The organism is Aliivibrio sifiae (genome assembly GCF_002954715.1).
GTDB lineage: Bacteria > Pseudomonadota > Gammaproteobacteria > Enterobacterales > Vibrionaceae > Aliivibrio > Aliivibrio sifiae.
This window is the reverse complement of the sequence record NZ_MSCP01000001.1, coordinates 324208-345941: the sequence shown is the minus strand read 5'-3', so window position 1 is coordinate 345941 and position 21734 is coordinate 324208. Positions and strand designations below refer to the sequence as shown.

Below are 21734 nucleotides of genomic sequence, written 5' to 3'. Positions count from 1 at the left end.
CAATGGAATGGTTAATGAACCCTTGGGTTATTATCGTCATCGTTTTAAGTGTTGTAATTGGCAACCTTGCAGCCCTAAAAGCAACAGCGAATATGAAGTTTAAATCAAAGAAAAAACCTTACATGCAAGAAAATGAACATGAATCACTTGAAAGCGATAACTCAATCGAACTCTCAAGCAAAGAAAATATAACAACAGAAAAAAAAGACGTTCACTAATGTGAACGCCTTTAATTATTAAAATAAGCGCTGTTAACTTAACGCTGAATTTTACTCTTCTTCCGCTTCTACTTTAGGTGCATTATTTGATTTTTCAATCATTGCAGCTAAAACAGGAACAACAGAGTCAAGTGTTGCTTCATTGACAGGTTTCCCTGCAGCATCAGTAACGTTGATAGACGTTCGGTTACCTAAGTCACCCAATAATAAGTTATAAGTACTGCCTTCGAAAGAAAGTGGCTTAGTACCAATTTCTTGCCAGAACTCATCATCAGGTTCTTTATACTTGACCTTAATCGTTCCTTGAGAGCGGTTTCTATCTTCAATAGTTAACCCCATCATTGGTAATAATTCACCAAGACGTTCCCAGAAAATATTATAAGGTGCACGGGCAATAATAACCGGCAGTCCGCTTCTATCTTGTCCCATTGAGATTGGAATACGCTTCACTAATTCTTCAGCACGAATACGAGCTTCTTCACGCAATTGAGCATCATAAGCAGACGTTACTAAATTTGTCATCAAAATGTTATAACGTGCTTTATTCGCTAAAGTCACTTCCGTTTGCTTACCATCTACCTGCCAATCAATCAGAGATATTTGAAAACCAGAACGGTTGTTTTGACTTAGCTTATTAAGCTTATAACGCGCACCAAACTCATGATCTTCATCTTCAGAGTTCCACGTAATCCAATCCGTTTCTAATTCAGAATCAGTTTGCGTTTTTAAACCAATATCGCGTTTTTCAATTAAAGTTAACACGGTTTGCCAAAGCTTATCGACGTCTTCTTCCTTAATCAGCCAAACCGTCACCTCTCCATTTAACTCTTCAAATCGAGCTCCAGGAATAAGTTCAAGAACCTGTTGAGGTGGACGAATATCCACATCTTTACCAATACCACCTATAAACTCTCCTTGAGGGATATCATATTGAGGGTAAAATTCAGGTTTAGCATCGGCAGGTTGCTTCCACTCAACGAGCGGCGGCGTATCTAAATACTTAAAATCTTGCTTAGCTTGGCGACGCTCTGTTGGACTGCTTGAACACGCTGATAAAACAGCAATCATCAATGATCCAACAACAAAGCGAGTGTTCACTTTCATTTTCAATCCTATTACTTCAACACACCAGCGCGAATTAAAGCTTGCTCAACAACAGGTTGTGCAGAAAGGCTTAATTCGGTTAATGGTAAACGAATATCGGGGTGAGTAATCATACCTAAACGATGAGTTGCCCATTTTACAGGCATTGGATTTGCTTCAACAAACAAATCATTATGTAACGGCATTAAACGTTGGTTAATAATGTCAGCTTCTTCAAACTTACCTTGGGCTGCTAATGCAAACATTGTTGCCATATCTTTTGCTGCTACGTTTGCAGTTACCGAAATAACACCGTGGCCACCTAATTTAACAAAATCAAGTGCCGTTGCATCATCACCGCTCAGTTGGATAAAGTTATCACCACAAAGTTCACGAGTAATTGCAATTCTGTCTAAATCAGCCGTCGCATCTTTTAATGCAACAATGTTCTCAAGCTCAGACAAACGAGCAACCGTTTCTGGCAATAGATCAACCGCAGTACGACCAGGTACATTATAAAGAATTTGAGGAACATCAGTTGATTCAGAGATCGCTTTATAATGCAGATACAAACCTTCTTGCGTTGGTTTGTTGTAATACGGAGTTACACTAAGGCAACCAGCAACACCTGAATCTCTAAATAATTTACTAAAAGTAACCGCTTCATGAGTTGCATTTGCACCTGTACCTGCGATCACAGGGATACGGCCATCAGCAAACTCAAGGGTTTTCATGACTAGCTTGACATGCTCTTCTACACTTAATGTCGCTGACTCTCCCGTTGTACCTACAGCAACGATGCCATTTGTACCGGCATCAATATGATAATCAACAAGGTTTTTTAAGCTGGTGTAATCTACTTCACCATCAGTATCTAATGGTGTTACTAATGCGACAATGCTACCTGAGAACATATCCTTCTCCCTTTTATCTTAGCCTGAACGTGTAAACTAATTTTGTTATTCATTAATATCATTGCAAAGAGTCATCGTCCTTGACCATGATGTGTTATCTGGTTTTCATCTTCTTATGCAATGAGCAAAATCATTCACTCAATATATCTCAAGGATATTACATAAGAGCCTATGTTGTAGAGTCTTTTTTTTGACGATTGTTCACTATTGCTTGCTTATCACACAATCACTTGCGTGTTAGTATTGGGTTATCTTTTTCAACAACGAGTTTTTTATGCCTCAATACCTTGTAATTACCGCGGTCGGTACAGACAGACCAGGTATCTCTAATAAGGTGACTCGCCTTGTCACTGAGTCAAGCTGCAATATCGTAGATAGCCGTATCGCCTCATTTGGTAATGAGTTCACATTAATCATGTTGTTGTCTGGCACAGCGAACGCGATTTCTCGTATTGAAAATACCTTACCTTTACTCGGGCAACAGCACGATTTGACGACCATGATGAAACGAACCTCCCCTCATCAAGAGAAAGATATTTTCTATACGATTGATGCGTTCGTTGAGTCAGAAGATCGCCCAGGTTTAACGGAAAAATTTACTGACTTCTTAGCGAACCGCGACATTGATTTAAAAACACTAAGTGCTCAAACTCTTAAAAAGCGAGAAAACCAAAATACTTTTCAAATTCAAATTACCGCAGAGATCTTCCAAGAGTGCCATATAATGGAGATCCAAGAAGAATTTGAAGCGTTATGCGCCTCATTAAGCGTCAGCGGTAAAATTAATTTTTATAAAAGCTCACTCTAATAATAAAAAGTAATTCAAAAGGAAATGTCATGATCACGCCACTAGAAGCAGGAACTCCTGCACCAAATGTTTCACTTCTTGATCAAAATGGAGAGTCTATTTCTCTTTTTGATTTAAAAGGTAAAAAAGTTTTATTCTATTTCTACCCAAAAGCCATGACTCCGGGTTGTACCGTCCAAGCTCAAGGGCTTCGTGATATTAAAGCTGAATTAGATACCCATAACGTCATCACTCTTGGTGTTAGTATTGACCCTGTAAAACGTTTAGGTAAGTTCATTGAACGTGACGAGTTAAACTTCACATTATTATCAGATGAAGATCATGCTGCTGCCGATGCTTTTGGTGTCTGGGGAGAGAAGAAATTCATGGGTAAAACTTACGATGGACTACACCGTATTAGCTTCTTAATTAATGAAGAAGGTGTTATTGAGCACGTCTTCAATAAATTCAAAACAAAGACTCACCATGAAGTGGTATTGGACTATTTAAACAATAAATAAGCTAAACGAGAAATAATCGTTTTAAAAGCTCACAATAAAAAGGCGGTGCTTATTAAAAGCACCGCCTTTTTATTTCTTCAATTCCAACTTTATGCTTTATTAAACACTTCATCTGTTGCAGGAAGCGCTTTCCATACAGCCTTAACTAATGTTGCTAACGGAATAGCAAAGAATACTCCCCAGAATCCCCATAACCCACCAAACACTAATACCGACACAATAATAGCTACAGGGTGAAGATTAACCGCTTCGGAAAAAAGCACAGGCACTAAAACGTTCCCATCTAGTGCTTGAATAATCCCATAAGCGACTATCAACCAATAAAAATCAGGAGTTAATCCCCATTGAAATAAAGCTACGATGGCAATAGGAACCGTGACTGCTGCTGCTCCAATATAAGGGATTAATACAGAAAAACCAACCATAACTGCTAACAATAAAGCATAGCGTAAATCCATAATAAAGAAGGTAATGTAACTAACACCACCGACAATCAGAATTTCGACCACCTTTCCTCGAATGTAATTACTGATCTGTTCATTCATCTCAACCCATACTTTTGTCGCTAAACGACGATTCTTTGGCAAGATATTACTCATTGTCCCTACCATCTCTTCTTTATCTTTTAATAAAAAGAAAACAAGTAGAGGCACAAGAATAAGATATACACCTAAAGCGGCAAGGCTCACTAATGACGAAAGAGATCCTTTTACCATTGTCTCTCCCATTCCAAGCACTTTACCGCGAATGGTTTCTAATAAAGTATCAATAGATTGAGGTTGGATCAGCTCAGGGTAACGTCCTGGAAGACTAGATAATAAGCTATGTAATCCATTAAACATCGATGGTACATCATTAATTAAATTACCAACTTGATTCCAAATAGTAGGAACTAAGCCAAAAACAGCCATTAACATAACGCTAATAAATAAAATAATAACGAGCATAACTGACAGTGTTCTTGGTATGCCTAATTTACTCAATTTGACCACAGGCCATTCAAGTAGATATGCTAAGACTATCGCCACCAATAATGGGGCAATTAAATGACCAAAAAAGTAGATCGTGATAAAGCCAACGATAAGAATCGCAACAAGGCTAACGGCATGAGGATCTGAGAAGCGGCGTTTATACCACTGTGTAACCATATCTAACATATTAAGTTCTACTTCTTTATGATGGTTAAAAGCGAGCAGGTGTCAGCATGCTCTAATTGAATATCAAATAGATGCTGTTCGAAGTATGACATCATATCGCTTAAAGACGCTTTGTCGACGACTTTGATTTGTAACATTTCATTTTTAGCTAACGATTTACTGGTTCGTTTTGCTAATAATAGCGACATTGGGCAACGATGTTGTGATAAATCTAACCTTCTGGTTTCCATTCAGCGACTCTATAGATATGATAGATTTCAATTGAAAGAGTATAAATCACATAATTACGACAAAAAAGAAACCAATTCTAAATTTGGTGCTCTTATTCATCCAGATTACGTTATTATCTCTCCATAAGAGAATGTTATTGAAAAGGATTTGTAAAAACGACATGTTCAAATTAAAAAAACTGGCCAGTTGTTTACTGATCACCTCATTATTGACAAGTACTCTTCCTGTTTATGCAAACAACGATTTAAATTTACCGGATATAGGTACAACGGCAGCATCGACACTAACGATTGATCAAGAATTAATCTATGGTGATGCGTATATGCGCATGCTTCGAGCAAGTCAGCCTGTTATTAATGATCCCGTTTTAGCTGAATATGTTCAAGCCCTAGGCCATCGATTAGTCGCAAATGCGAGTGATGTAAAAACCCCTTTCCATTTTTTCTTAATCAATAACAGAGAAATTAACGCCTTTGCTTTTTTTGGCGGTTACGTAGCTCTTCATTCTGGCCTTTTTTTATACGCACAATCAGAGAGTGAATTAGCCTCTGTTGTGGCTCACGAAATTGCACATATAACTCAACGCCACTTGGCTCGTAGTATGGAAGATCAAGCAAGACGTTCACCCGCTACAGTCGCTGCACTTATTGGCTCTTTATTATTAGCAATAGCGGCTCCAGAAGCCGGAATAGCGGCAATTCATGCGACCACTGCTGGTGCTATGCAAAGTTCGATTAACTATACTCGTAGTAATGAAAAAGAAGCAGATAGATTTGGAATTGATACTTTAGCTAAATCAGGCTTTGATGTTTCAGCTATGCCTCGATTTTTCTCTCGTTTAGCCGATCAATATCGCTATGCAAGTACACCACCACCCATGTTACTCACTCACCCATTACCAACCTCTCGTATAACCGACAGTAGAGAAAGAGCGCAACAATATCCAATGCGCCGAGTAAATACCTCATTACGCTATCACCTTGCACGTTCTCGTATTGTTGCACGCTTTGCTGGTATTGATAGTAACGCCGCTCTAGATTGGTTTTCACGCAAATCAAAAACTCATAATAACGATGTTAAACAAGCACTGAATTACGGCAAAGCATTAGTCTATATTGATTCAAAACAATACGATAAAGCACAACCTATCATGGATGAGCTATTAAGAAACGATCCCCTTAATACGTTTTATATTGATGCGGCTACCGATTTAGATCTGTACACCAAGAAAAATCAGCAAGCGATTAAACGCTTAAAAGATGGGTTAGTACAATTACCAAATAACCCTGTATTAACCATTAACTATGCTCACGCACTTTCTGAATCCAATAAGCCGGCAGAAGCCGTGCGTGTTTTACAGCGTTATACCCATGATTACCCAGATGACCCAACGGGATGGCAATTACTTTCTAAAGCTTATCATGACAATGGCAGCACTAATGGTGAATTAGCAGCAAGAGCTGAAGTGTATGCGTTAAAAGGAATGTGGAATAAAGCCCTAAGTAATTATACTCAAGCAAGTCAACTGGTTGAGTTTGGAAGTTTAGACCAAGCAAGGTACGACGCAAGAATCGATCAGCTTCGTCTATCACGAGAGCGTTTTAGCGCCTTATAATCAAAAGGAAAAAATATGTCTGTTATTATTTATCACAACCCTCGTTGTTCAAAAAGTCGAGAAACTCTAGCCCTACTGGAAGAAAAAGGGATTACTCCAAACGTGGTTAAATACCTAGAAGAAACACCAAATATTGATGAATTAAAAACATTATATTCTCAATTGGGCTTTACTTCTGTTCGAGACATGATGAGAACAAAGGAAGCGGAATATAAAGAACAAAATCTAGGCGATAACACGGTGACTGACGAACAGTTATTTGAAGCAATGACATTAACACCAAAACTGATCGAACGCCCAATAGTTGTTAACAACAACAAAGCTAAAATGGGACGCCCACCAGAACAGGTGTTAGAAATTTTATAGAACAATACAAAGGAAATGACATGGATTCAGTTGAAATGAGCGCAGAGACGAAGCGCTATCGTTTACTTGCTTTGTTTTGTAATTTAGCACTACTTACTTTTATTACCCTTTGGCATAGTACGTTCTCTCCTCACCCATTAATCAATCCTTATGGCGTGACAGTGGCATGGGTTATTCCGATGCTTTTTCCTTTAAAAGGCATAATTCAAGGTAAGCCTTACACCCATGCTTGGGCTAACTTTATTTTAATGTTTTATTTTTTACATGGTTTAACCATTCTTTGGCTTGATGAAGGCGAACGATACTTTGCACTGATTGAGGTAATTCTTACTACTGGTGCATTTGTAGGTAATATCTATTACGCTCGTCTTCGAGGAAAAGAACTCGGATTAAAACTGAAACGTTTATCTGAAGTTGAAAAAATAGAAAAAGCAAAATTCACTGAAGGTGAATAATTAAACATAAAAAAGGTGACCCTAGAGTCACCTTTTATTTAGCTGAAATCGATTAATTTGCGCTTAATTGATACTGATGAATCACAGGTTGTTTAACTTCTAACTCATCGTTCAAAGCACTCTCTTCTACGATAGGCGCCTCTTCTTTAAGTTCAGGCTCTGCTGTATCTTTCGTTACTTCTGTGGTTAATTCAGAACTGATGTCCTCATTAACGATAGGTTCTTCAGGCACTAATGATATACGAGTATTTTTACTTAATAATTCATCATTAAATTGTTGATAGTCACCTAATAAACTTAATGTATAAGTAACTTTATCACCTTGAATTGTCTCAACTTGAACACTAGCAACTGAGTTCATTTGCTTTAATAACTTCTCTAAAGTGAAAAAAGCTCTTGTTGTATGGATACCTTTAATCGATACAACTTCAGAATCACTAGCAACAGCACCTAAATTTTTCGTATAGGTTTGAGCAAAATAATCACTGACCTCGTTAACCATATCAGCTAATTGAACAGCACCTGATGATCTGCCTTCAATTGGTTTTTTCGATGTCGTTGCAAGGAATTGAGGGGTCGTATCAAACAACGTCCAACTTGAACTATTACCACGAACTTTAACCACCAAGATAGCTTGAGGGTTATAACGCTCACTCGCATCTGCAATTGGCTTTTTAAAATTGCCCCACAAGTCTGGAATTTCGATAGATGTTACATCATCAAAATCTCCCACAGGAAACATAACAGGTAAACCACGTTCATTTGCAGCATTCTTAATACGAGTGATTAATGAGTTGTTTGATTGTTCCCAAATGACGCTTCTCTGATAATTATATTCATTAACGACCCAAACTAATACGGGTTTACGCGGAGTCTCCCAAATACTCTGCTCTGCTTGCGTTAACAAGTTTAGAACCATACTTGAGTTATAACCTAACTTCATACCACGAGGGGCATTATCATATTCAACAAAGCTCATTTGAGTTACGTAGCGATCACTTCGTGTGAGCGCTTTTTTTATCACCTCATTCTCAGCAATTGCCTGTTGACCTGAAACTTTGATCAATACATTCACTAAGCCTTCTTCTTTGGCTAAGCTTTCTGCTTTTTTAGCATCCGTTAATTGCACTTCGGTATGATAAAGATCCGTTTGCTGCTGCGCAAAAACAGGGCCAGCAATCATACACATTAATAAACACAAGATACGTAACATCAAACAACCTATAATTACTTTTATAATTTACCGCCGATAATAAGGGCTATCCTATTATTCAGCAAGGATTCGAATTGACTCAGATCTAACTTTCAAGCTATTAGAGTAATACTTTCGGAAAAAGTTTTATTTTTTCACGAGCGAAATCAAGATATTTATTGATTGAATAATGATAGAATCCCTCAAATTCATTACTGGAAATGGAAATGCTATACAATTTATTCCAAGGTTTTCAGATGCTGTTTGTTGCATTTGGTGCCCTTGTCCTCGTTCCTCTTCTTACTGGCTTAGACCCTAACGTGGCTCTTTTTGGTGCTGGTATTGGTACTCTTCTCTTTCAATTAGTTACTCGTCGCTCTGTTCCTATCTTCCTCGCTTCTTCTTTCGCTTTTATCGCTCCAATTATCTACGGAACTCAAACATGGGGTATTCCAACTACCATGGGCGGATTAATGGTCGCAGGGTTAGTGTATGTTGCATTAGGCGCGGTAATTAAAGTTAGAGGTGTCGCGTTTATTCATAAATTATTACCTCCTGTGGTTGTTGGCCCAGTAATTATGGTAATTGGTTTAGGTTTAGCTCCTACAGCTGTGAATATGGCGTTAGGAAAGACTGGTGATGGAGCTTATCAACTCGTTGACGGACAACTTGCTTTTTGGATTGCCGCTGCCTCATTATTTACTACAATTGGTGTAAGTGTTTTCTCTAAAGGTTTCTTTAAATTATTACCGATCCTTTCAGGTATTATTGTTGGTTATTCATTAAGTTTAATGTTTGGTATCGTCGACTTTACGCCTGTACACCAAGCAGCTTGGTTTGCCCTACCTAATTTCACTTATCCTGAATTTAATATCAATGCGATATTATTTATGATCCCAGTAGCTATCGCCCCAGCAGTTGAACATGTCGGTGATATGTTAGCGATTTCAAACGTTACCGGTAAAGATTATCTGAAAAAGCCTGGCCTACATCGCACGATTACAGGTGACGGTATTGCAACAATGGCAGCATCTCTTATCGGCGCGCCACCGAACACAACTTACAGTGAAGTAACGGGCGCAGTAATGCTAACAAAAGCATTTAACCCAGTGATCATGACATGGGCTGCTGTATGCGCCATTGTTCTTGCTCTAGTTGGAAAATTAGGCGCTATGCTACAAACCATCCCTGTTCCGGTTATGGGTGGCATCATGATCTTACTCTTTGGTTCTATCGCTACGGTAGGTCTAAATACACTGATTAAAAACCAAGTTGATTTACATAAAGCACGTAATCTAACAATCGTTGGCGTAACTTTAGTCTTTGGTATTGGCGGTATGGCTGTAGGTATTGGTGACTTTAACTTACAAGGCGTAAGTCTTTGTGGAATTGTAGCTATTGCTCTTAATTTAATTCTTCCTGATGACTTAGGTGAAAGCCATGTTGTTGATAATGCTCAAATGGAAGAGGATAAATAGTTCTAAGTTCTAAGTTCTAAGTTCTAAGTTCTAAGTTCTAAGTTCTAAGTTCTAAGTAAGAAAAAGGCTTGATGATTAATGCATCAAGCCTTTTTTAATTCTTAACTTAAGTAACTAAAATTATTTAGTACCAAAGATCTTATCACCAGCATCGCCAAGACCAGGTACAATGTAACCCTTGTCATTTAGCTTCTCATCAATAGCAGCAGTATAAAGCTCTACGTCTGGGTGTGCTTTTTCTAGTGCTTCAATACCTTCAGGAGCAGCAACAAGTACAAGTACTTTAAAGTGCTTACAGCCATTTTCTTTTAGAAGGTCTAGAGTTGCGATCATTGAACCACCAGTAGCAAGCATTGGATCCACAACAAGAGCAATACGCTCATCAATGTTAGACGCCAACTTATTAAAGTATGGTACTGGCTCTAGTGTTTCTTCATCACGATAAACACCAACAACACTGATACGCGCACTTGGAATATGTTCAAGAACACCATCCATCATACCAAGACCTGCACGTAAGATTGGCACTACTGTTACTTTTTTACCTTTAATTTGGTCAACTTCAACTGGGCCATTCCAGCCGTTGATAGTTACTTTTTCTGTTTCAAAATCTGATGTTGCTTCATAAGTAAGTAGGCTACCTACTTCTGTTGCTAATTCACGAAAACGTTTAGTACTGATATCGCCTTCACGCATTAAACCAATTTTATGTTTTATTAGCGGATGTTTTACTTCAACAACTTTCATTTCTGACTCCAGATACATTAATCAAACCTTCTAATTATACATATTTTTTCATTGAAAAATGGCGTTATCGTAAAATAAATTACTGCCCTAGAAGTTGTTTACCGAATTTATTATTTTTTATTACAAAATTTATGCAATTTTCCTTACGCAAACGTTTCCCTTTTCACATTGTGCTGTTAGAATGGCGCGGATTTTTGAAATCCAACCTATGGCGAGGACACCTCCGTGAGCGACAACAAAACTTCTCTTAGCTACAAAGATGCTGGTGTAGACATTGATGCTGGTAATGCACTTGTTGATCGAATTAAAGGCGTAGTAAAACGTACTCGTCGCCCTGAAGTAATGGGTGGCATTGGTGGTTTTGGTGCGTTATGTGAACTTCCTACTAAATATAAACAACCTGTTTTAGTTTCAGGTACTGACGGTGTTGGTACTAAGTTACGTTTAGCACTCGATCTAAATAAGCACGATACGATTGGTATCGACTTAGTTGCTATGTGCGTAAATGACCTTATTGTTCAAGGTGGAGAACCTCTGTTCTTCCTTGATTATTATGCAACTGGCAAACTTGATATTGATGTTGCTGCTGAAGTAGTCACAGGTATCGGTGAAGGCTGTATTCAAGCTGGTTGTGCGCTAATCGGTGGCGAAACTGCTGAAATGCCAGGTATGTATGAAGGTGAAGATTACGATGTTGCTGGTTTCTGTGTTGGTGTTGTCGAAAAAGAAGACATCATCGATGGCACAAAAGTAGCGGCGGGTGATGCATTAATCGCTGTAGGTTCAAGTGGTCCACACTCTAATGGCTACTCATTAATCCGTAAAATCCTTGAAGTATCAAATGCAGATCTTACTGAAGAGTTAAATGGTAAAACGGTTGCAGACCACCTTATCGAACCAACAAAAATCTATATTAAATCAGCACTAAAAATGATCGCAGAGCATGATATTCATGCAATATCTCATATTACAGGTGGTGGTTTCTGGGAAAATATCCCTCGTGTACTTCCTGAAGGCACTAAAGCGGTTGTTGATGGTAAGAGCTGGGAATGGCCTGCTATCTTTAACTGGTTACAAGAAAAAGGCAACGTTGATACATACGAAATGTACCGTACCTTTAACTGTGGTGTAGGCCTTGTTATTGCACTTCCAAAAGATCAAGCTGATCAAGCTGTTGCTCTACTGAATGCTGAAGGCGAAAACGCTTGGGTTATCGGTGAAATAGCAACTGCAGCACAAGGCGAAGAGCAAGTTGAAATCTGTTAATTGGATGATATAAACTTTGAGCTAGCTCATAAAGCATAAAATAGAAAGGTGATCACTTATTCGATCACCTTTTTTATATCTATTATTTATGTTCGAATAGTTCTCATTACTTAAAGAATAAGACGATTATAATGAAGAATATTGTTGTATTAGTTTCAGGCAGTGGCAGTAACCTACAAGCTTTCATTGATGCTTGTGGTAATAAAATTCCTAACGCACGTATATCTGCGGTCATTTCAAATAAAAGTGACGCTTACGGATTACAAAGAGCACTCAGTGCAGGAATTAATATCCATAGCTTAAGTGCTGCAGGGTATGAAAACCGTGAGCAGTATGATAGTGCATTAGCAACTTTGATTGATCTTCATAAACCTGATGTCATTATCCTTGCCGGCTTTATGCGTATATTAAGTGAAGATTTTGTTCTTCGCTATCAAGGTAAAATGCTGAATATCCACCCCTCTCTTCTACCAAAATACACTGGATTACATACTCACCAACGAGCTATTAATGCTCGCGATAAAGAGCATGGAACAAGTGTTCATTTTGTCACGCCAGAACTTGATGGTGGCCCTGTCATACTTCAAGCTAAAGTGCCTATTTTTGAAGATGACAATGCAGAAGAAGTGGCGTCACGAGTTCAAGCTCAAGAGCATGTTATTTATCCAATGGTTGCTAATTGGTTAGTTGAAGGGAGACTCTTGATGAAAGAAGGCAAAGCAGTATTAGACGGCGAAGCACTCGGTCTATCAGGACTAGAGACTGAATAGTTTTTATCTTTAATAAAATGGCCGCAAAAGCAGCCATTATTATGTATCTATTTGATGTAGCACTGTTTTATCTTATGAGTTAATCGGACATTCAGATGGTGGCGGAGCCATATCAGGAACAGTGTCATGATTGCCAGCGATTAACTCGCCAAAATGAAACAAGGCGTATTCTCCGACTTTCATTTTATGCCATTCTTCATTATCAGTAAGTGGTCGTGTCACAATCACTGAAACCACATCATTTGGTGTCGTTTCTTTGTGAAAATCAATAGTCACATCCTCATCAATTAATGAAGCTTGTCCAAAAGGCGCACGTCGAGTTATCCAATGTAAATTGTTTGAACAGTAAGTCATAAGATACTCACCATCACTCATCAACATATTAAACACACCTAACGATCTTAGATGATCACAACACTCAGAGACAAACTCAAACATCAGCATCATATCTTGAGGTGGCTCAGGATATTTATCTTCTAATTGATTCAGCAACCAACAAAAAGCACGCTCACTGTCTGTTTCACCGACAGGTCGAAAGCGACCCGTTGATAACTCATTAAATTTAGTTAATTGCCCATTATGAGCAAACGTCCAATACTTACCCCATAATTCTCGAGTAAATGGATGAGTATTTTCAAGATTAACTTCGCCACGGTTCGCTTGGCGTATGTGGCTAATTACCGCTTTACTTTTGATAGGGTAATCTTGCACAAGCTCTGCAATTTTTGAGTGACAGCTCGGTTTTGGGTCTTTAAATGTACGAAATCCTTTCCCTTCATAAAAAGTAATTCCCCAACCATCACGGTGCGGGCCAGTATTACCACCGCGCTGAACTAACCCTTTAAAGCTAAAGCAAATATCGGTTGGTACATTGGCACTCATTCCGAGTAATTCACACATTCTTGCGTTACTCCTTTATTCGCAACCTGACCAATCTTTATTCCCTAAGACATCAAGATTGGCCAGTATAATGAATTATTTTTCCATTTCTTTTTCAATTAATTGAATAACAATATGGATGATTTTAATGTGGATTTCTTGAATACGATCAGCATAACCAAAATGAGGGACTCGGATCTCTACATCAGCAAGACCAGCCATCTTTCCGCCATCTTTACCTGTTAGAGCAATAGTTTTCATGCCTTTTTCTTTTGCAGCTTCAATCGCTTTTAAAATATTACCTGAATTACCAGACGTCGATAAACCAAATAATACATCGCCTTTTGAGCCAACAGCTTGAGTGTAACGAGAAAATACATGGTCATAACCGAAGTCATTACTCACACAAGATAAATGGCTAGGATCAGAAATCGCAATACCTGGGTAGCCTGGGCGATTTTCACGATAACGGCCAGTTAATTCTTCAGCAAAATGCATTGCATCACAGTGTGAACCACCGTTACCACAAGACAATACTTTTCCGCCTTGTTTAAAAGAGTCTGCAATGGTTTTTGCTGCTAATTCAATTTGAGCAAGGTTTTTATCGTCAGCTAAAAAGTCATTCAGTACTTGAGCGGCTTCTGTTAATTCAGAACGGATCAGATCTTGATAAGACATAAGATTCTCTCTATTTATTATTTTCCCTATTAGGGGCTAATCTCAGTGTACCTATACCGCCAAATCTTTAAAAGAGATCTGCTCTATATTTCTTCTATACACACCATAAATATCTCAATTGGTAGCCAACAAAATTAGAAGTCACTCACTTAAAAACAAAAATTGTTTATTAATTACTCAAGCTGGATCACTTTTTAACCACTAACATCATTTACTTTTTATTAACATTAGAACTACACTTACCTTAACTGGTTAGACCTCTTATCAGAATAGCATCACACAATAACTTTACGACCGAGTATCGTAATACCCTCTGTTTCTACAAGCAGAGCAGCGCCGAAAAAGGAGAATCACATGGCCCTGACACTTTTAACAACATTAATTGCACTTGCTGCATTAAGTTATCATCGACAATCTCTACGCACAGCCACTCTTATCACTGCGGCTATTTTTGCTGTGAGTTCAGGATTAGGTTATGCAGGCCCTATTACATGGGTGGTCTTCTTAGTGATTGCAGTGCCATTAAACATCCCTTCAATTCGTCAATCTGTTTTCAGTAATAAAGCATTAGAGATGTTCAAAGGCGTAATGCCTGAAATGTCGCAAACTGAAAAAGACGCGATTGAAGCCGGTACGGTATGGTGGGAAGCGGAATTATTTAAAGGCAATCCAGATTGGAAATTTCTTCATAATATTCCTAAAAACACACTATCAAATGAAGAACAGGCGTTCATGGACGGTCCAGTGACCGAAGTCTGCCGTATGGTTAATGATTACGAAGTAACTCATGAACTTGCCGATTTACCACCAGAAGTATGGCAATACCTAAAAGATCATAAGTTCTTCGCTATGATTATTAAGAAAAAATACGGTGGTTTAGAGTTCTCTGCCTATGCTCAATCATGTGTACTGCAAAAATTAACGAGTGTTTCAGGCGTGCTTTCTATTACCGTTGGGGTTCCTAACTCATTAGGCCCTGGCGAACTTCTACAACATTACGGTACTGAAGATCAAAAAAATCATTATTTACCTCGCCTAGCTGAAGGTAAAGAGATCCCATGTTTTGCCTTAACAAGCCCGGAAGCCGGTTCTGACGCAGGATCTATTCCTGACTTTGGTATCGTAACGAAAGGCATGTGGGAAGGTAAAGAAGTGATCGGTATGCGTATCACTTGGAATAAACGTTATATCACTCTCGCTCCTGTTGCCACTGTTCTTGGTTTAGCATTTAAACTGCAAGATCCTGATGGATTAATTGGTAATAAGAAAAACTTAGGTATTACCTGTGCACTTATTCCAACTAATTTAGAAGGGGTAAAAATTGGTCGTCGTCACTTCCCTATGAACGTTCCATTCCAAAATGGCCCGACACAAGGTGAAGATTTATTTGTTCCACTTGATTACATTATTGGTGGTGAAAAAATGGCCGGTCACGGTTGGCGCATGTTGGTCGAATGTTTATCTGTTGGCCGTGGTATTACCCTACCATCAAATGCAACGGGTGGCGCAAAAACGGCAGCACTTGCTACTGGGGCTTATGCTCGTATTCGTCGCCAATTCAAATTACCAATTGGTAAAATGGAAGGGATTGAAGAGCCATTAGCACGCATGGCAGGTAATGCTTACATGATGGATGCCGCTAGTGCGTTAACTGTTGCGGGGATTGTCCAAGGTGAAAAACCATCGGTTATTTCTGCCATTGTGAAATACCACTGTACTCATCGTGCACAGCGTATTGCGATTGATGGTATGGATATCGCGGGAGGTAAAGGGATTTGTTTAGGTAGTTCAAACTTCTTAGCTCGTGGCTACCAAGGCTCTCCAATCGCCATTACGGTCGAAGGGGCAAATATATTAACTCGCTCAATGATTATTTATGGCCAAGGGGCTATCCGTTGTCACCCTTACGTACTAGAGGAAATGGATGCTGCTTATCTAGAAGACAAACAAGCATCTTTAGAGAAATTTGATGCCGCAGTATTCGGACATATTGGCTTTGGTATCAGTAACTTTGCTCGCAGTTTTTGGCTTGGTTTAACAGATGGTCGAGGTTCTAAAACCCCATTTAACGATGAAACGAAACATTATTACCAACAAGTAAATCGTTACAGTACTAACTTAGCTTTATTGTCTGATATTTCAATGGCAGTACTGGGTGGCAGTTTAAAACGTCGTGAACGTATGTCAGCACGCCTTGGGGACATCCTAAGCCAGCTATACCTAACAACTTCAGTACTGAAACGTTTTGATGATGAAGGCCGCCAAAAAGAAGATTTAGCGTTAGTTCATTGGAGTGTTCAGGATTCACTGCATCAAGCAGAACAAGCGATTGACGGACTACTATCAAACTTCCCAAATCGATTTATTGCTAATGCCATGCGTTTTATTCTGTTACCAACAGGCCTTCGTCGCCAAGGTCCAAGTGATAAGCTTGACCATAAATTAGCCCGCATCCTTCAAGAACCATCTGGTGCTCGTAGTCGAATTGGACGTGGTTTATTCTTGGAAGCCAGTCGCTTTAATCCAGTAGGAAAAATGGAAGAAGCACTGATTGATATCTTAACTGCAGAACCAATTTATGACCGCGTATGTAAAGAATCAAAACAACGCTTACCGTTCATGCAATTAGATCGCGTAGCCAAAATAGGTTTAGAGCTAAACATCATTTCAGACAAAGAAGCCTTATTACTTCGTAAAGCTGAAAAAAGTCGCTTAGCAACCATTAATGTTGAGGATTTTGATCCTAGCGAACTGATAGTAAAGCCTCAAACTAATAATTTCGAGCACAGTAAAATAGCTTAATTTAAAGATAAAAAGACAAATAAAAAGGCCAGAGCATGTGCTCTGGCCTTTTTTATTCTACTTATTAGGGCTTTATTTATTTAAATTAACAACTAACTTTAGATAAATAATTTCTTCAATAGATAAGTAATCAATACTGCTATTATTCATACCCAATAAGCCACAACAAATCAAAGAACTTATTTGCGCACCCTTATTCTTTGTTAACGTTTCGTTAAAAGCAGCTTCTAGCATTAATTTTTGCTTATCCAAAATATCGCCCTCATCAATAATTGATAGAAGTATATTTAATAAACAGCTTTAGTGCAAATCTTATAAAAAAGCAAACGTTAACTTTAGAACAAATGTAACAAAATGAAAGGATGCGAATAAAAAAACCACTGTTATGTGGTTTTTTTATTGCTTTTGTATCACCTTAGTCAAATTAAACTTTAGGTGGTGGTGGCATAGATAATTTTTCTGATTTTGGTGCTGCCGCTTTCAATTTTCTCATTGTGTTAACTTTTTTCCAACCAAAAATAGCACTAAAAATAAGAACAATAATCAATAAATTTCCAAGTCCTACATAAATCCAAAGCCATTTGCGCGCTTCCGCTCGCTCAATTTCTAATTTCTTTTGTTCTTCAATTTTACGCTGCTCGGCTTCTGCCTTAATTCTAGCTTCATAAGCCGCTTTCAAGTCAATTGGCTCTGTCACACCATAACTGTGTTTACCGAGAAAAAATTGAAGAGGACGATCTGTTGCCATATCTGTCGCATAAACCCAACCTGACCACGTATTTTTACCCGGCATATAACTGTTCGGTAAGTCAAAATACAGTTTTTCGTCATCACTATCAGATTGTGCTTGAGTCACTGTCGTAATTTTATTTGGATTAATTTGTTCAATATGAGCGGCCAGTGAACCTGCTTTTATTGCTCCCGCCTCTGTATCTATCGTCATTGAATGGCTTTGATTTTCATTGCGTGCTTGAGTAAAACTCGCTCTGATAGGTGATGGATAGACCAACACATCTTGCTCAACTGTTCTTAAAAACACCCCATTACGAGATTGAATTCGAACCCAGTATTTACCCGGTTTAATATTGATAGGCAAATTAACCGTAAAGACACCATCAGCGGCCACTTCATCAAGATCTTCACCATTATCTTCAAAAGTTCCTAATACTTCCGCTAATGGACGCGCCTCTTTAACGAGATCTTTCTCATTAGCTAAATAAGGGGTAAATGTCACATTTAATTTAATTCGATTTAAAAAATCACGCAGAACAAGAGGTTTACCATCTTGTAGCAACCGAGCAGTAAATTTAAAACTTTCAGATTGATAGAGTTTTTTCGGTAGCGAATCCACATTAAGCGTTAGATTCGACAAAATTTTAATTTTATTCTGAGGCGTTATCTTACCTATTGCTTGCCACGGGCCTGGCATTGGATTTTCAATGGAAATAATATCCATTCCATTTTCTTCATACCAAGCAACATTCTCTGGATGCTCCCAAGCATAGTACTTTGTTCCATCAGGACGCACCAGAGTCACTGCCTGAGATGCCTTTTCTCTGTAAACTAAGAAAGAAACTTGCTTTATAGTTGGATCGACACGAAAACGATTATCCAACCACGACATTTCAGTGCTCTTTGCCCAAGAAAACATTGGAACAAACAGCACAATCATCAATAACCGCCACATACTACACTCCTAACTACGCCACAAACAGGCATCACCAACTATATCCAAACGCTTTTCATGCGCTTCTATTTCATCGGCCGTAGCACGTAAAACCTTTAATCCTTTTCTTCCTGAATTCAATCTTTTAATGCTTTCTTCTGAAGAATCGGACTGATTTCCAGCATTAAAACTTAAACTTGTTTGTCCACCCGTCATTAATAGATAAACATCAGCCAAAATCTCAGCATCGAGTAAAGCGCCGTGAAGTGTTCGATGAGAGTTATCTATACCGTAGCGTTCACACAAAATATCCAGGTTATTACGCTTACCCGGAAATATTTTTTTCGCCATCGCCAAGGTATCGGTAATCTTACAATACTGATCCGTTGTGCCGATAAGCTTATTAACTTTACTGAATTCATAATCCATGAAGCCAACATCAAAGGGCGCATTATGAGCAACTAGCTCGGCACCTTTAATAAAGGCTAAAAACTCATCATGAATGTCTTTATATTCAGGTTTGTCATACAGGAATTCATCTGTAATACCATGAACATCAATCGCTTCTAGATCAATAAGTCGATCTGGCTTGATGTATACATGAAAATGATTACCGGTTAATTTTCGGTTGATAATCTCAACCGCACCAATCTCAACAATACGGTGACCTTCATAAACAGGCCCGCCCGAAAAGTTCATACCGGTAGTTTCTGTATCGAGAACAATAATTCGATTAGGGGAATTGTCGCTAGTATTCATAGGCTCATTTGTGTCAGACTATTTCTAAATTCTTCTAATGATAACAGAGATAATGAAGCAGGTTGAAATTTTCACAGATGGTTCTTGTTTAGGCAACCCAGGTCCAGGTGGTTACGGTATTGTAATGCGCTATAAAGGCACAGAAAAAACGTTTTCCGAGGGATTTAATCAGACCACAAATAATCGCATGGAAATGTTAGCGGCCGTAGTTGCTCTACGTAATTTAAAAGAGCCATGTTCAGTGGTATTAACAACCGACAGCCAATACGTTCGCCAAGGGATCACTCAATGGATCCACGGGTGGAAAAAAAGAGGTTGGAAGAAAGCAGATAAGAAGCCCGTGGTAAACGCCGATCTTTGGAAACAATTAGACGCAGAAGCGGAGCGCCACACTGTTGATTGGCGCTGGGTGAAAGGTCATGCAGGTCATCGTGAAAATGAAATGTGTGATGAATTAGCAAGAACTGCAGCAGAAAACCCGACTCAAGACGATACGGGTTATCCCGGCTAGTTTTATGAACATCGTGCTATTTTGACTCAGTTTTACCTTGATGGGTCTGCGCCACTGAAATAGGAGCCAATTTAGGCTTCTTTTTCCACGCCGACTTTATAGGCCTTAATGGGTAAGTCCTTTTTCTTGCCACAAGAAAATAAATCCCACTAATTGGCTTTACTGACTCTCCACCTAAATTCTCAAACCATGTCCATATGGTTCGATAGCGAGTTAAAGGCGCTAACGCAAAGCAATCACTGTAGACCACTTCAAAATTTAATACGCTAAGCCAATCTTTAATTCTGTGTGGCGTAAACATTCGGCCACTCCATGGAAGGTTATTTTTTCTCCATGGGAATAAACTCGCTAACCCTATTGCACTCATCGGATTAAAGCCAGTTAAAATAACATAGCCATCATTAATTAAAACTCTATCGACTTCTCTTAATAATTGGTGAGGGTCTGACGAATAATCAAGTTGATGAGCAAGTACACACGCATCAATACTTTTTTCTAAAAAAGGCAATTGAGGCAATTCAGAGACAATATTTTTTAATGAATTTTTGTTATCTAGGTTAACTTGGTGTTTAATATTACAGAAGCGACTATCAAGCTCAGCACTGAGCCCACCAATTTTAAGCATATGGTAACCAAACAGTTTAGGGCACCATTCATCCAGACGTGATTGAATTAGCTCTCCTATCCACTCTCCGTGAGGGATATCAGACCATGAATGCGGTTTTTCAATTTTTTTATCAAGCAGTGCTGGCTTAATCAATATCGTTACCTATTTACGCTACAAAATTTGGAGAAAGGTTAATGCTATCAATAAAAAGCATACCTGCATTTAATGATAATTACATTTGGTTAATTCACAACAATGATAATCATTGTGTTGTTGTTGATCCCGGTGACGCGACACCTGTTTTAGAGTGTATTAAAGCGAATAATTTTATTTTAGATGCTATTTTGATTACTCACCACCACCATGATCATATTGGAGGGGTTCCTGAGCTTGTTCGTCAATTCCCTGGAATCAATGTTGTTGGCCCAGAGAGCGAACCCATCCCAACGTTAACTCACCCAGTAAGTGATGGTGATTTTGTTGAACTATTCAATGAACAATTCATGATTCTTGGTGTTGAAGGGCATACAAAAGGCCATATTGCTTATGTTGGCGATGAAAAGCTTTTTTGTGGTGATGCATTGTTTTCTGCTGGTTGCGGTCGCTTATTTGAAGGTACTGCTGAGCAAATGTTTCATTCACTACAAAAACTCGCCGCTCTGCCTGATGAAACAGAAGTATATTGTGCTCATGAATATACTGCATCTAATTTAGCATTTGCATTAGCAGTTGAGCCTGATAATGATTACCTACAACAATACCGTGAAAAAGTATTACGCCTTCGAGCAAATGGAAAGTCGACAATTCCATCCACTATGCAGCGCGAAAAATTAATTAATCCTTTTTTACGAACAAATGAAAGCAGTGTAAAAAAAGCAGTCGAAAATAAAGTATCAGAGAGTACCGAACTTGAGACCTTTACCGCATTAAGAAGATGGAAAGATGAGTTTTAAGTATGAAACTTGTTTGATGTGTGGTTGCAACGTATTATCCGTGTCCAAATAAAAAATATGAATGCCAATATCATGCTGT

General features: G+C 38.6%; 24 protein-coding genes. 12 read left to right on the top strand and 12 right to left on the bottom strand.

Translation table 11 applies throughout. The features are described from left to right. Positions 1-2 precede the first annotated feature (2 nt). Positions 3-218: a DUF2897 family protein gene (locus BTO23_RS01495; RefSeq protein ID WP_105062853.1), complete on the top strand. Its 216-nt coding sequence runs from the start codon at positions 3-5 to the stop codon at positions 216-218. Between the two features lie 51 nt (positions 219-269). On the opposite strand, the gene bamC is transcribed toward BTO23_RS01495, so the two are convergent. Together bamC and dapA are read right to left on the bottom strand one after the other, a co-directional pair. Beyond that, a complete protein-coding gene (gene bamC / locus BTO23_RS01490) occupies positions 270-1322 on the bottom strand; it encodes an outer membrane protein assembly factor BamC (protein ID WP_105062852.1) in 1053 nt (350 codons plus the stop codon). Between the two features lie 11 nt (positions 1323-1333). Continuing rightward, on the bottom strand, positions 1334-2215 hold the full coding sequence (gene dapA / locus BTO23_RS01485; protein ID WP_061036570.1) for a 4-hydroxy-tetrahydrodipicolinate synthase: 882 nt from the start codon (positions 2213-2215) through the stop codon (positions 1334-1336). A gap of 274 nt (positions 2216-2489) precedes the next feature. Between dapA and BTO23_RS01480 the strand changes: the two genes are divergently transcribed. Next, positions 2490-3023, top strand: a complete 534-nt coding sequence (locus BTO23_RS01480; RefSeq protein WP_060991625.1) for a glycine cleavage system transcriptional repressor — start codon at positions 2490-2492, stop codon at positions 3021-3023. A gap of 32 nt (positions 3024-3055) precedes the next feature. Continuing rightward, complete coding sequence (bcp, locus tag BTO23_RS01475) at positions 3056-3523, top strand: thioredoxin-dependent thiol peroxidase (RefSeq protein ID WP_170066718.1); 468 nt, start codon at positions 3056-3058, stop codon at positions 3521-3523. An 89-nt stretch (positions 3524-3612) separates the two neighbouring features. On the opposite strand, the gene BTO23_RS01470 is transcribed toward bcp, so the two are convergent. Further along, on the bottom strand, positions 3613-4680 hold the full coding sequence (locus BTO23_RS01470; RefSeq protein WP_061036569.1) for an AI-2E family transporter: 1068 nt from the start codon (positions 4678-4680) through the stop codon (positions 3613-3615). 8 nt (positions 4681-4688) lie between these two features. Then, positions 4689-4910, bottom strand: a complete 222-nt coding sequence (locus BTO23_RS01465) for a sulfurtransferase TusA family protein (protein WP_060991628.1) — start codon at positions 4908-4910, stop codon at positions 4689-4691. A 161-nt stretch (positions 4911-5071) separates the two neighbouring features. Between BTO23_RS01465 and bepA the strand changes: the two genes are divergently transcribed. The 3 genes from bepA to BTO23_RS01450 are packed head-to-tail and all read left to right on the top strand — an operon-like array spanning position 5072 to position 7347. Next, positions 5072-6526: a beta-barrel assembly-enhancing protease gene (bepA, locus tag BTO23_RS01460; protein WP_060991629.1), complete on the top strand. Its 1455-nt coding sequence runs from the start codon at positions 5072-5074 to the stop codon at positions 6524-6526. 15 nt (positions 6527-6541) lie between these two features. After that, complete coding sequence (arsC, locus tag BTO23_RS01455; RefSeq protein WP_061030217.1) at positions 6542-6892, top strand: arsenate reductase (glutaredoxin); 351 nt, start codon at positions 6542-6544, stop codon at positions 6890-6892. Between the two features lie 20 nt (positions 6893-6912). Beyond that, a complete protein-coding gene (locus tag BTO23_RS01450) occupies positions 6913-7347 on the top strand; it encodes a DUF2069 domain-containing protein (RefSeq protein WP_060991631.1) in 435 nt (144 codons plus the stop codon). A gap of 52 nt (positions 7348-7399) precedes the next feature. On the opposite strand, the gene BTO23_RS01445 is transcribed toward BTO23_RS01450, so the two are convergent. Beyond that, positions 7400-8560 (bottom strand): DUF2066 domain-containing protein, encoded by a 1161-nt coding sequence (locus tag BTO23_RS01445; protein WP_061036566.1) that lies wholly within the window; start codon positions 8558-8560, stop codon positions 7400-7402. 206 nt (positions 8561-8766) lie between these two features. Between BTO23_RS01445 and BTO23_RS01440 the strand changes: the two genes are divergently transcribed. Beyond that, positions 8767-10017 carry a uracil-xanthine permease family protein gene (locus tag BTO23_RS01440; protein WP_105062851.1) on the top strand — a complete coding sequence of 417 codons (1251 nt, stop codon included), beginning with the start codon at positions 8767-8769 and terminating at the stop codon, positions 10015-10017. A gap of 120 nt (positions 10018-10137) precedes the next feature. Here the strand turns inward: BTO23_RS01440 and upp are convergent, their stop codons facing one another. Further along, positions 10138-10764 carry a uracil phosphoribosyltransferase gene (upp, locus tag BTO23_RS01435; RefSeq protein ID WP_060991633.1) on the bottom strand — a complete coding sequence of 209 codons (627 nt, stop codon included), beginning with the start codon at positions 10762-10764 and terminating at the stop codon, positions 10138-10140. 225 nt (positions 10765-10989) lie between these two features. On the opposite strand from upp, the gene purM reads away from it, so the two are divergent. Both purM and purN read left to right on the top strand, forming a co-directional pair. After that, positions 10990-12030: a phosphoribosylformylglycinamidine cyclo-ligase gene (gene purM, locus BTO23_RS01430; RefSeq protein ID WP_060991634.1), complete on the top strand. Its 1041-nt coding sequence runs from the start codon at positions 10990-10992 to the stop codon at positions 12028-12030. A 131-nt stretch (positions 12031-12161) separates the two neighbouring features. Then, positions 12162-12800 (top strand): phosphoribosylglycinamide formyltransferase, encoded by a 639-nt coding sequence (purN, locus tag BTO23_RS01425; protein WP_211295912.1) that lies wholly within the window; start codon positions 12162-12164, stop codon positions 12798-12800. Between the two features lie 72 nt (positions 12801-12872). On the opposite strand, the gene BTO23_RS01420 is transcribed toward purN, so the two are convergent. Together BTO23_RS01420 and lpcA are read right to left on the bottom strand one after the other, a co-directional pair. Beyond that, positions 12873-13700: a class II glutamine amidotransferase gene (locus tag BTO23_RS01420; RefSeq protein ID WP_060991636.1), complete on the bottom strand. Its 828-nt coding sequence runs from the start codon at positions 13698-13700 to the stop codon at positions 12873-12875. Between the two features lie 75 nt (positions 13701-13775). Next, complete coding sequence (gene lpcA / locus BTO23_RS01415) at positions 13776-14357, bottom strand: D-sedoheptulose 7-phosphate isomerase (protein WP_045102705.1); 582 nt, start codon at positions 14355-14357, stop codon at positions 13776-13778. Positions 14358-14711: 354 nt separating this feature from the next. Between lpcA and fadE the strand changes: the two genes are divergently transcribed. Then, the gene (gene fadE / locus BTO23_RS01410) at positions 14712-17159 is read left to right on the top strand and encodes an acyl-CoA dehydrogenase FadE (protein WP_105062849.1); all 2448 of its coding nucleotides are present in this window, start codon (positions 14712-14714) and stop codon (positions 17157-17159) included. Positions 17160-17231: 72 nt separating this feature from the next. Here fadE and BTO23_RS01405 read toward each other — a convergent pair whose 3' ends face one another. The 3 genes from BTO23_RS01405 to dnaQ all read right to left on the bottom strand — a co-directional run bounded on the left by BTO23_RS01405 (position 17232) and on the right by dnaQ (position 19584). After that, entirely contained in the window at positions 17232-17411 is a 180-nt protein-coding gene (locus BTO23_RS01405) for a hypothetical protein (protein ID WP_060991638.1), read from the bottom strand. 172 nt (positions 17412-17583) lie between these two features. Continuing rightward, on the bottom strand, positions 17584-18846 hold the full coding sequence (locus tag BTO23_RS01400; protein WP_105062848.1) for a TIGR03503 family protein: 1263 nt from the start codon (positions 18844-18846) through the stop codon (positions 17584-17586). 9 nt (positions 18847-18855) lie between these two features. Next, positions 18856-19584, bottom strand: a complete 729-nt coding sequence (gene dnaQ, locus BTO23_RS01395; protein WP_060991640.1) for a DNA polymerase III subunit epsilon — start codon at positions 19582-19584, stop codon at positions 18856-18858. A gap of 37 nt (positions 19585-19621) precedes the next feature. Here dnaQ and rnhA point away from each other — a divergent pair, with 37 nt between their 5' ends. Beyond that, positions 19622-20095 carry a ribonuclease HI gene (gene rnhA / locus BTO23_RS01390; RefSeq protein ID WP_105055290.1) on the top strand — a complete coding sequence of 158 codons (474 nt, stop codon included), beginning with the start codon at positions 19622-19624 and terminating at the stop codon, positions 20093-20095. A gap of 16 nt (positions 20096-20111) precedes the next feature. Here the strand turns inward: rnhA and BTO23_RS01385 are convergent, their stop codons facing one another. Next, entirely contained in the window at positions 20112-20852 is a 741-nt protein-coding gene (locus BTO23_RS01385; protein WP_172794740.1) for a methyltransferase domain-containing protein, read from the bottom strand. Between the two features lie 44 nt (positions 20853-20896). Here BTO23_RS01385 and gloB point away from each other — a divergent pair, with 44 nt between their 5' ends. After that, the gene (gloB, locus tag BTO23_RS01380; RefSeq protein ID WP_060991642.1) at positions 20897-21655 is read left to right on the top strand and encodes a hydroxyacylglutathione hydrolase; all 759 of its coding nucleotides are present in this window, start codon (positions 20897-20899) and stop codon (positions 21653-21655) included. Positions 21656-21734 lie beyond the last annotated feature (79 nt).

Bases quoted from the DNA above. Each gene is read 5' to 3' on its own strand.
- dnaQ (WP_060991640.1), bottom strand. From the start codon at position 19,584: ATGAATACTAGCGACAATTCCCCTAATCGAATTATTGTTCTCGATACA.
- BTO23_RS01400 (WP_105062848.1), bottom strand. From the start codon at position 18,846: ATGTGGCGGTTATTGATGATTGTGCTGTTTGTTCCAATGTTTTCTTGG.
- BTO23_RS01470 (WP_061036569.1), bottom strand. From the start codon at position 4,680: ATGTTAGATATGGTTACACAGTGGTATAAACGCCGCTTCTCAGATCCT.
- fadE (WP_105062849.1), top strand. From the start codon at position 14,712: ATGGCCCTGACACTTTTAACAACATTAATTGCACTTGCTGCATTAAGT.
- bamC (WP_105062852.1), bottom strand. From the start codon at position 1,322: ATGAAAGTGAACACTCGCTTTGTTGTTGGATCATTGATGATTGCTGTT.
- BTO23_RS01445 (WP_061036566.1), bottom strand. From the start codon at position 8,560: ATGTTACGTATCTTGTGTTTATTAATGTGTATGATTGCTGGCCCTGTT.
- BTO23_RS01420 (WP_060991636.1), bottom strand. From the start codon at position 13,700: ATGTGTGAATTACTCGGAATGAGTGCCAATGTACCAACCGATATTTGC.
- bepA (WP_060991629.1), top strand. From the start codon at position 5,072: ATGTTCAAATTAAAAAAACTGGCCAGTTGTTTACTGATCACCTCATTA.
- arsC (WP_061030217.1), top strand. From the start codon at position 6,542: ATGTCTGTTATTATTTATCACAACCCTCGTTGTTCAAAAAGTCGAGAA.
- rnhA (WP_105055290.1), top strand. From the start codon at position 19,622: ATGATAACAGAGATAATGAAGCAGGTTGAAATTTTCACAGATGGTTCT.
- BTO23_RS01480 (WP_060991625.1), top strand. From the start codon at position 2,490: ATGCCTCAATACCTTGTAATTACCGCGGTCGGTACAGACAGACCAGGT.
- purN (WP_211295912.1), top strand. From the start codon at position 12,162: ATGAAGAATATTGTTGTATTAGTTTCAGGCAGTGGCAGTAACCTACAA.
- dapA (WP_061036570.1), bottom strand. From the start codon at position 2,215: ATGTTCTCAGGTAGCATTGTCGCATTAGTAACACCATTAGATACTGAT.
- gloB (WP_060991642.1), top strand. From the start codon at position 20,897: ATGCTATCAATAAAAAGCATACCTGCATTTAATGATAATTACATTTGG.
- BTO23_RS01450 (WP_060991631.1), top strand. From the start codon at position 6,913: ATGGATTCAGTTGAAATGAGCGCAGAGACGAAGCGCTATCGTTTACTT.
- upp (WP_060991633.1), bottom strand. From the start codon at position 10,764: ATGAAAGTTGTTGAAGTAAAACATCCGCTAATAAAACATAAAATTGGT.
- lpcA (WP_045102705.1), bottom strand. From the start codon at position 14,357: ATGTCTTATCAAGATCTGATCCGTTCTGAATTAACAGAAGCCGCTCAA.
- BTO23_RS01465 (WP_060991628.1), bottom strand. From the start codon at position 4,910: ATGGAAACCAGAAGGTTAGATTTATCACAACATCGTTGCCCAATGTCG.
- BTO23_RS01440 (WP_105062851.1), top strand. From the start codon at position 8,767: ATGCTATACAATTTATTCCAAGGTTTTCAGATGCTGTTTGTTGCATTT.
- BTO23_RS01495 (WP_105062853.1), top strand. From the start codon at position 3: ATGGAATGGTTAATGAACCCTTGGGTTATTATCGTCATCGTTTTAAGT.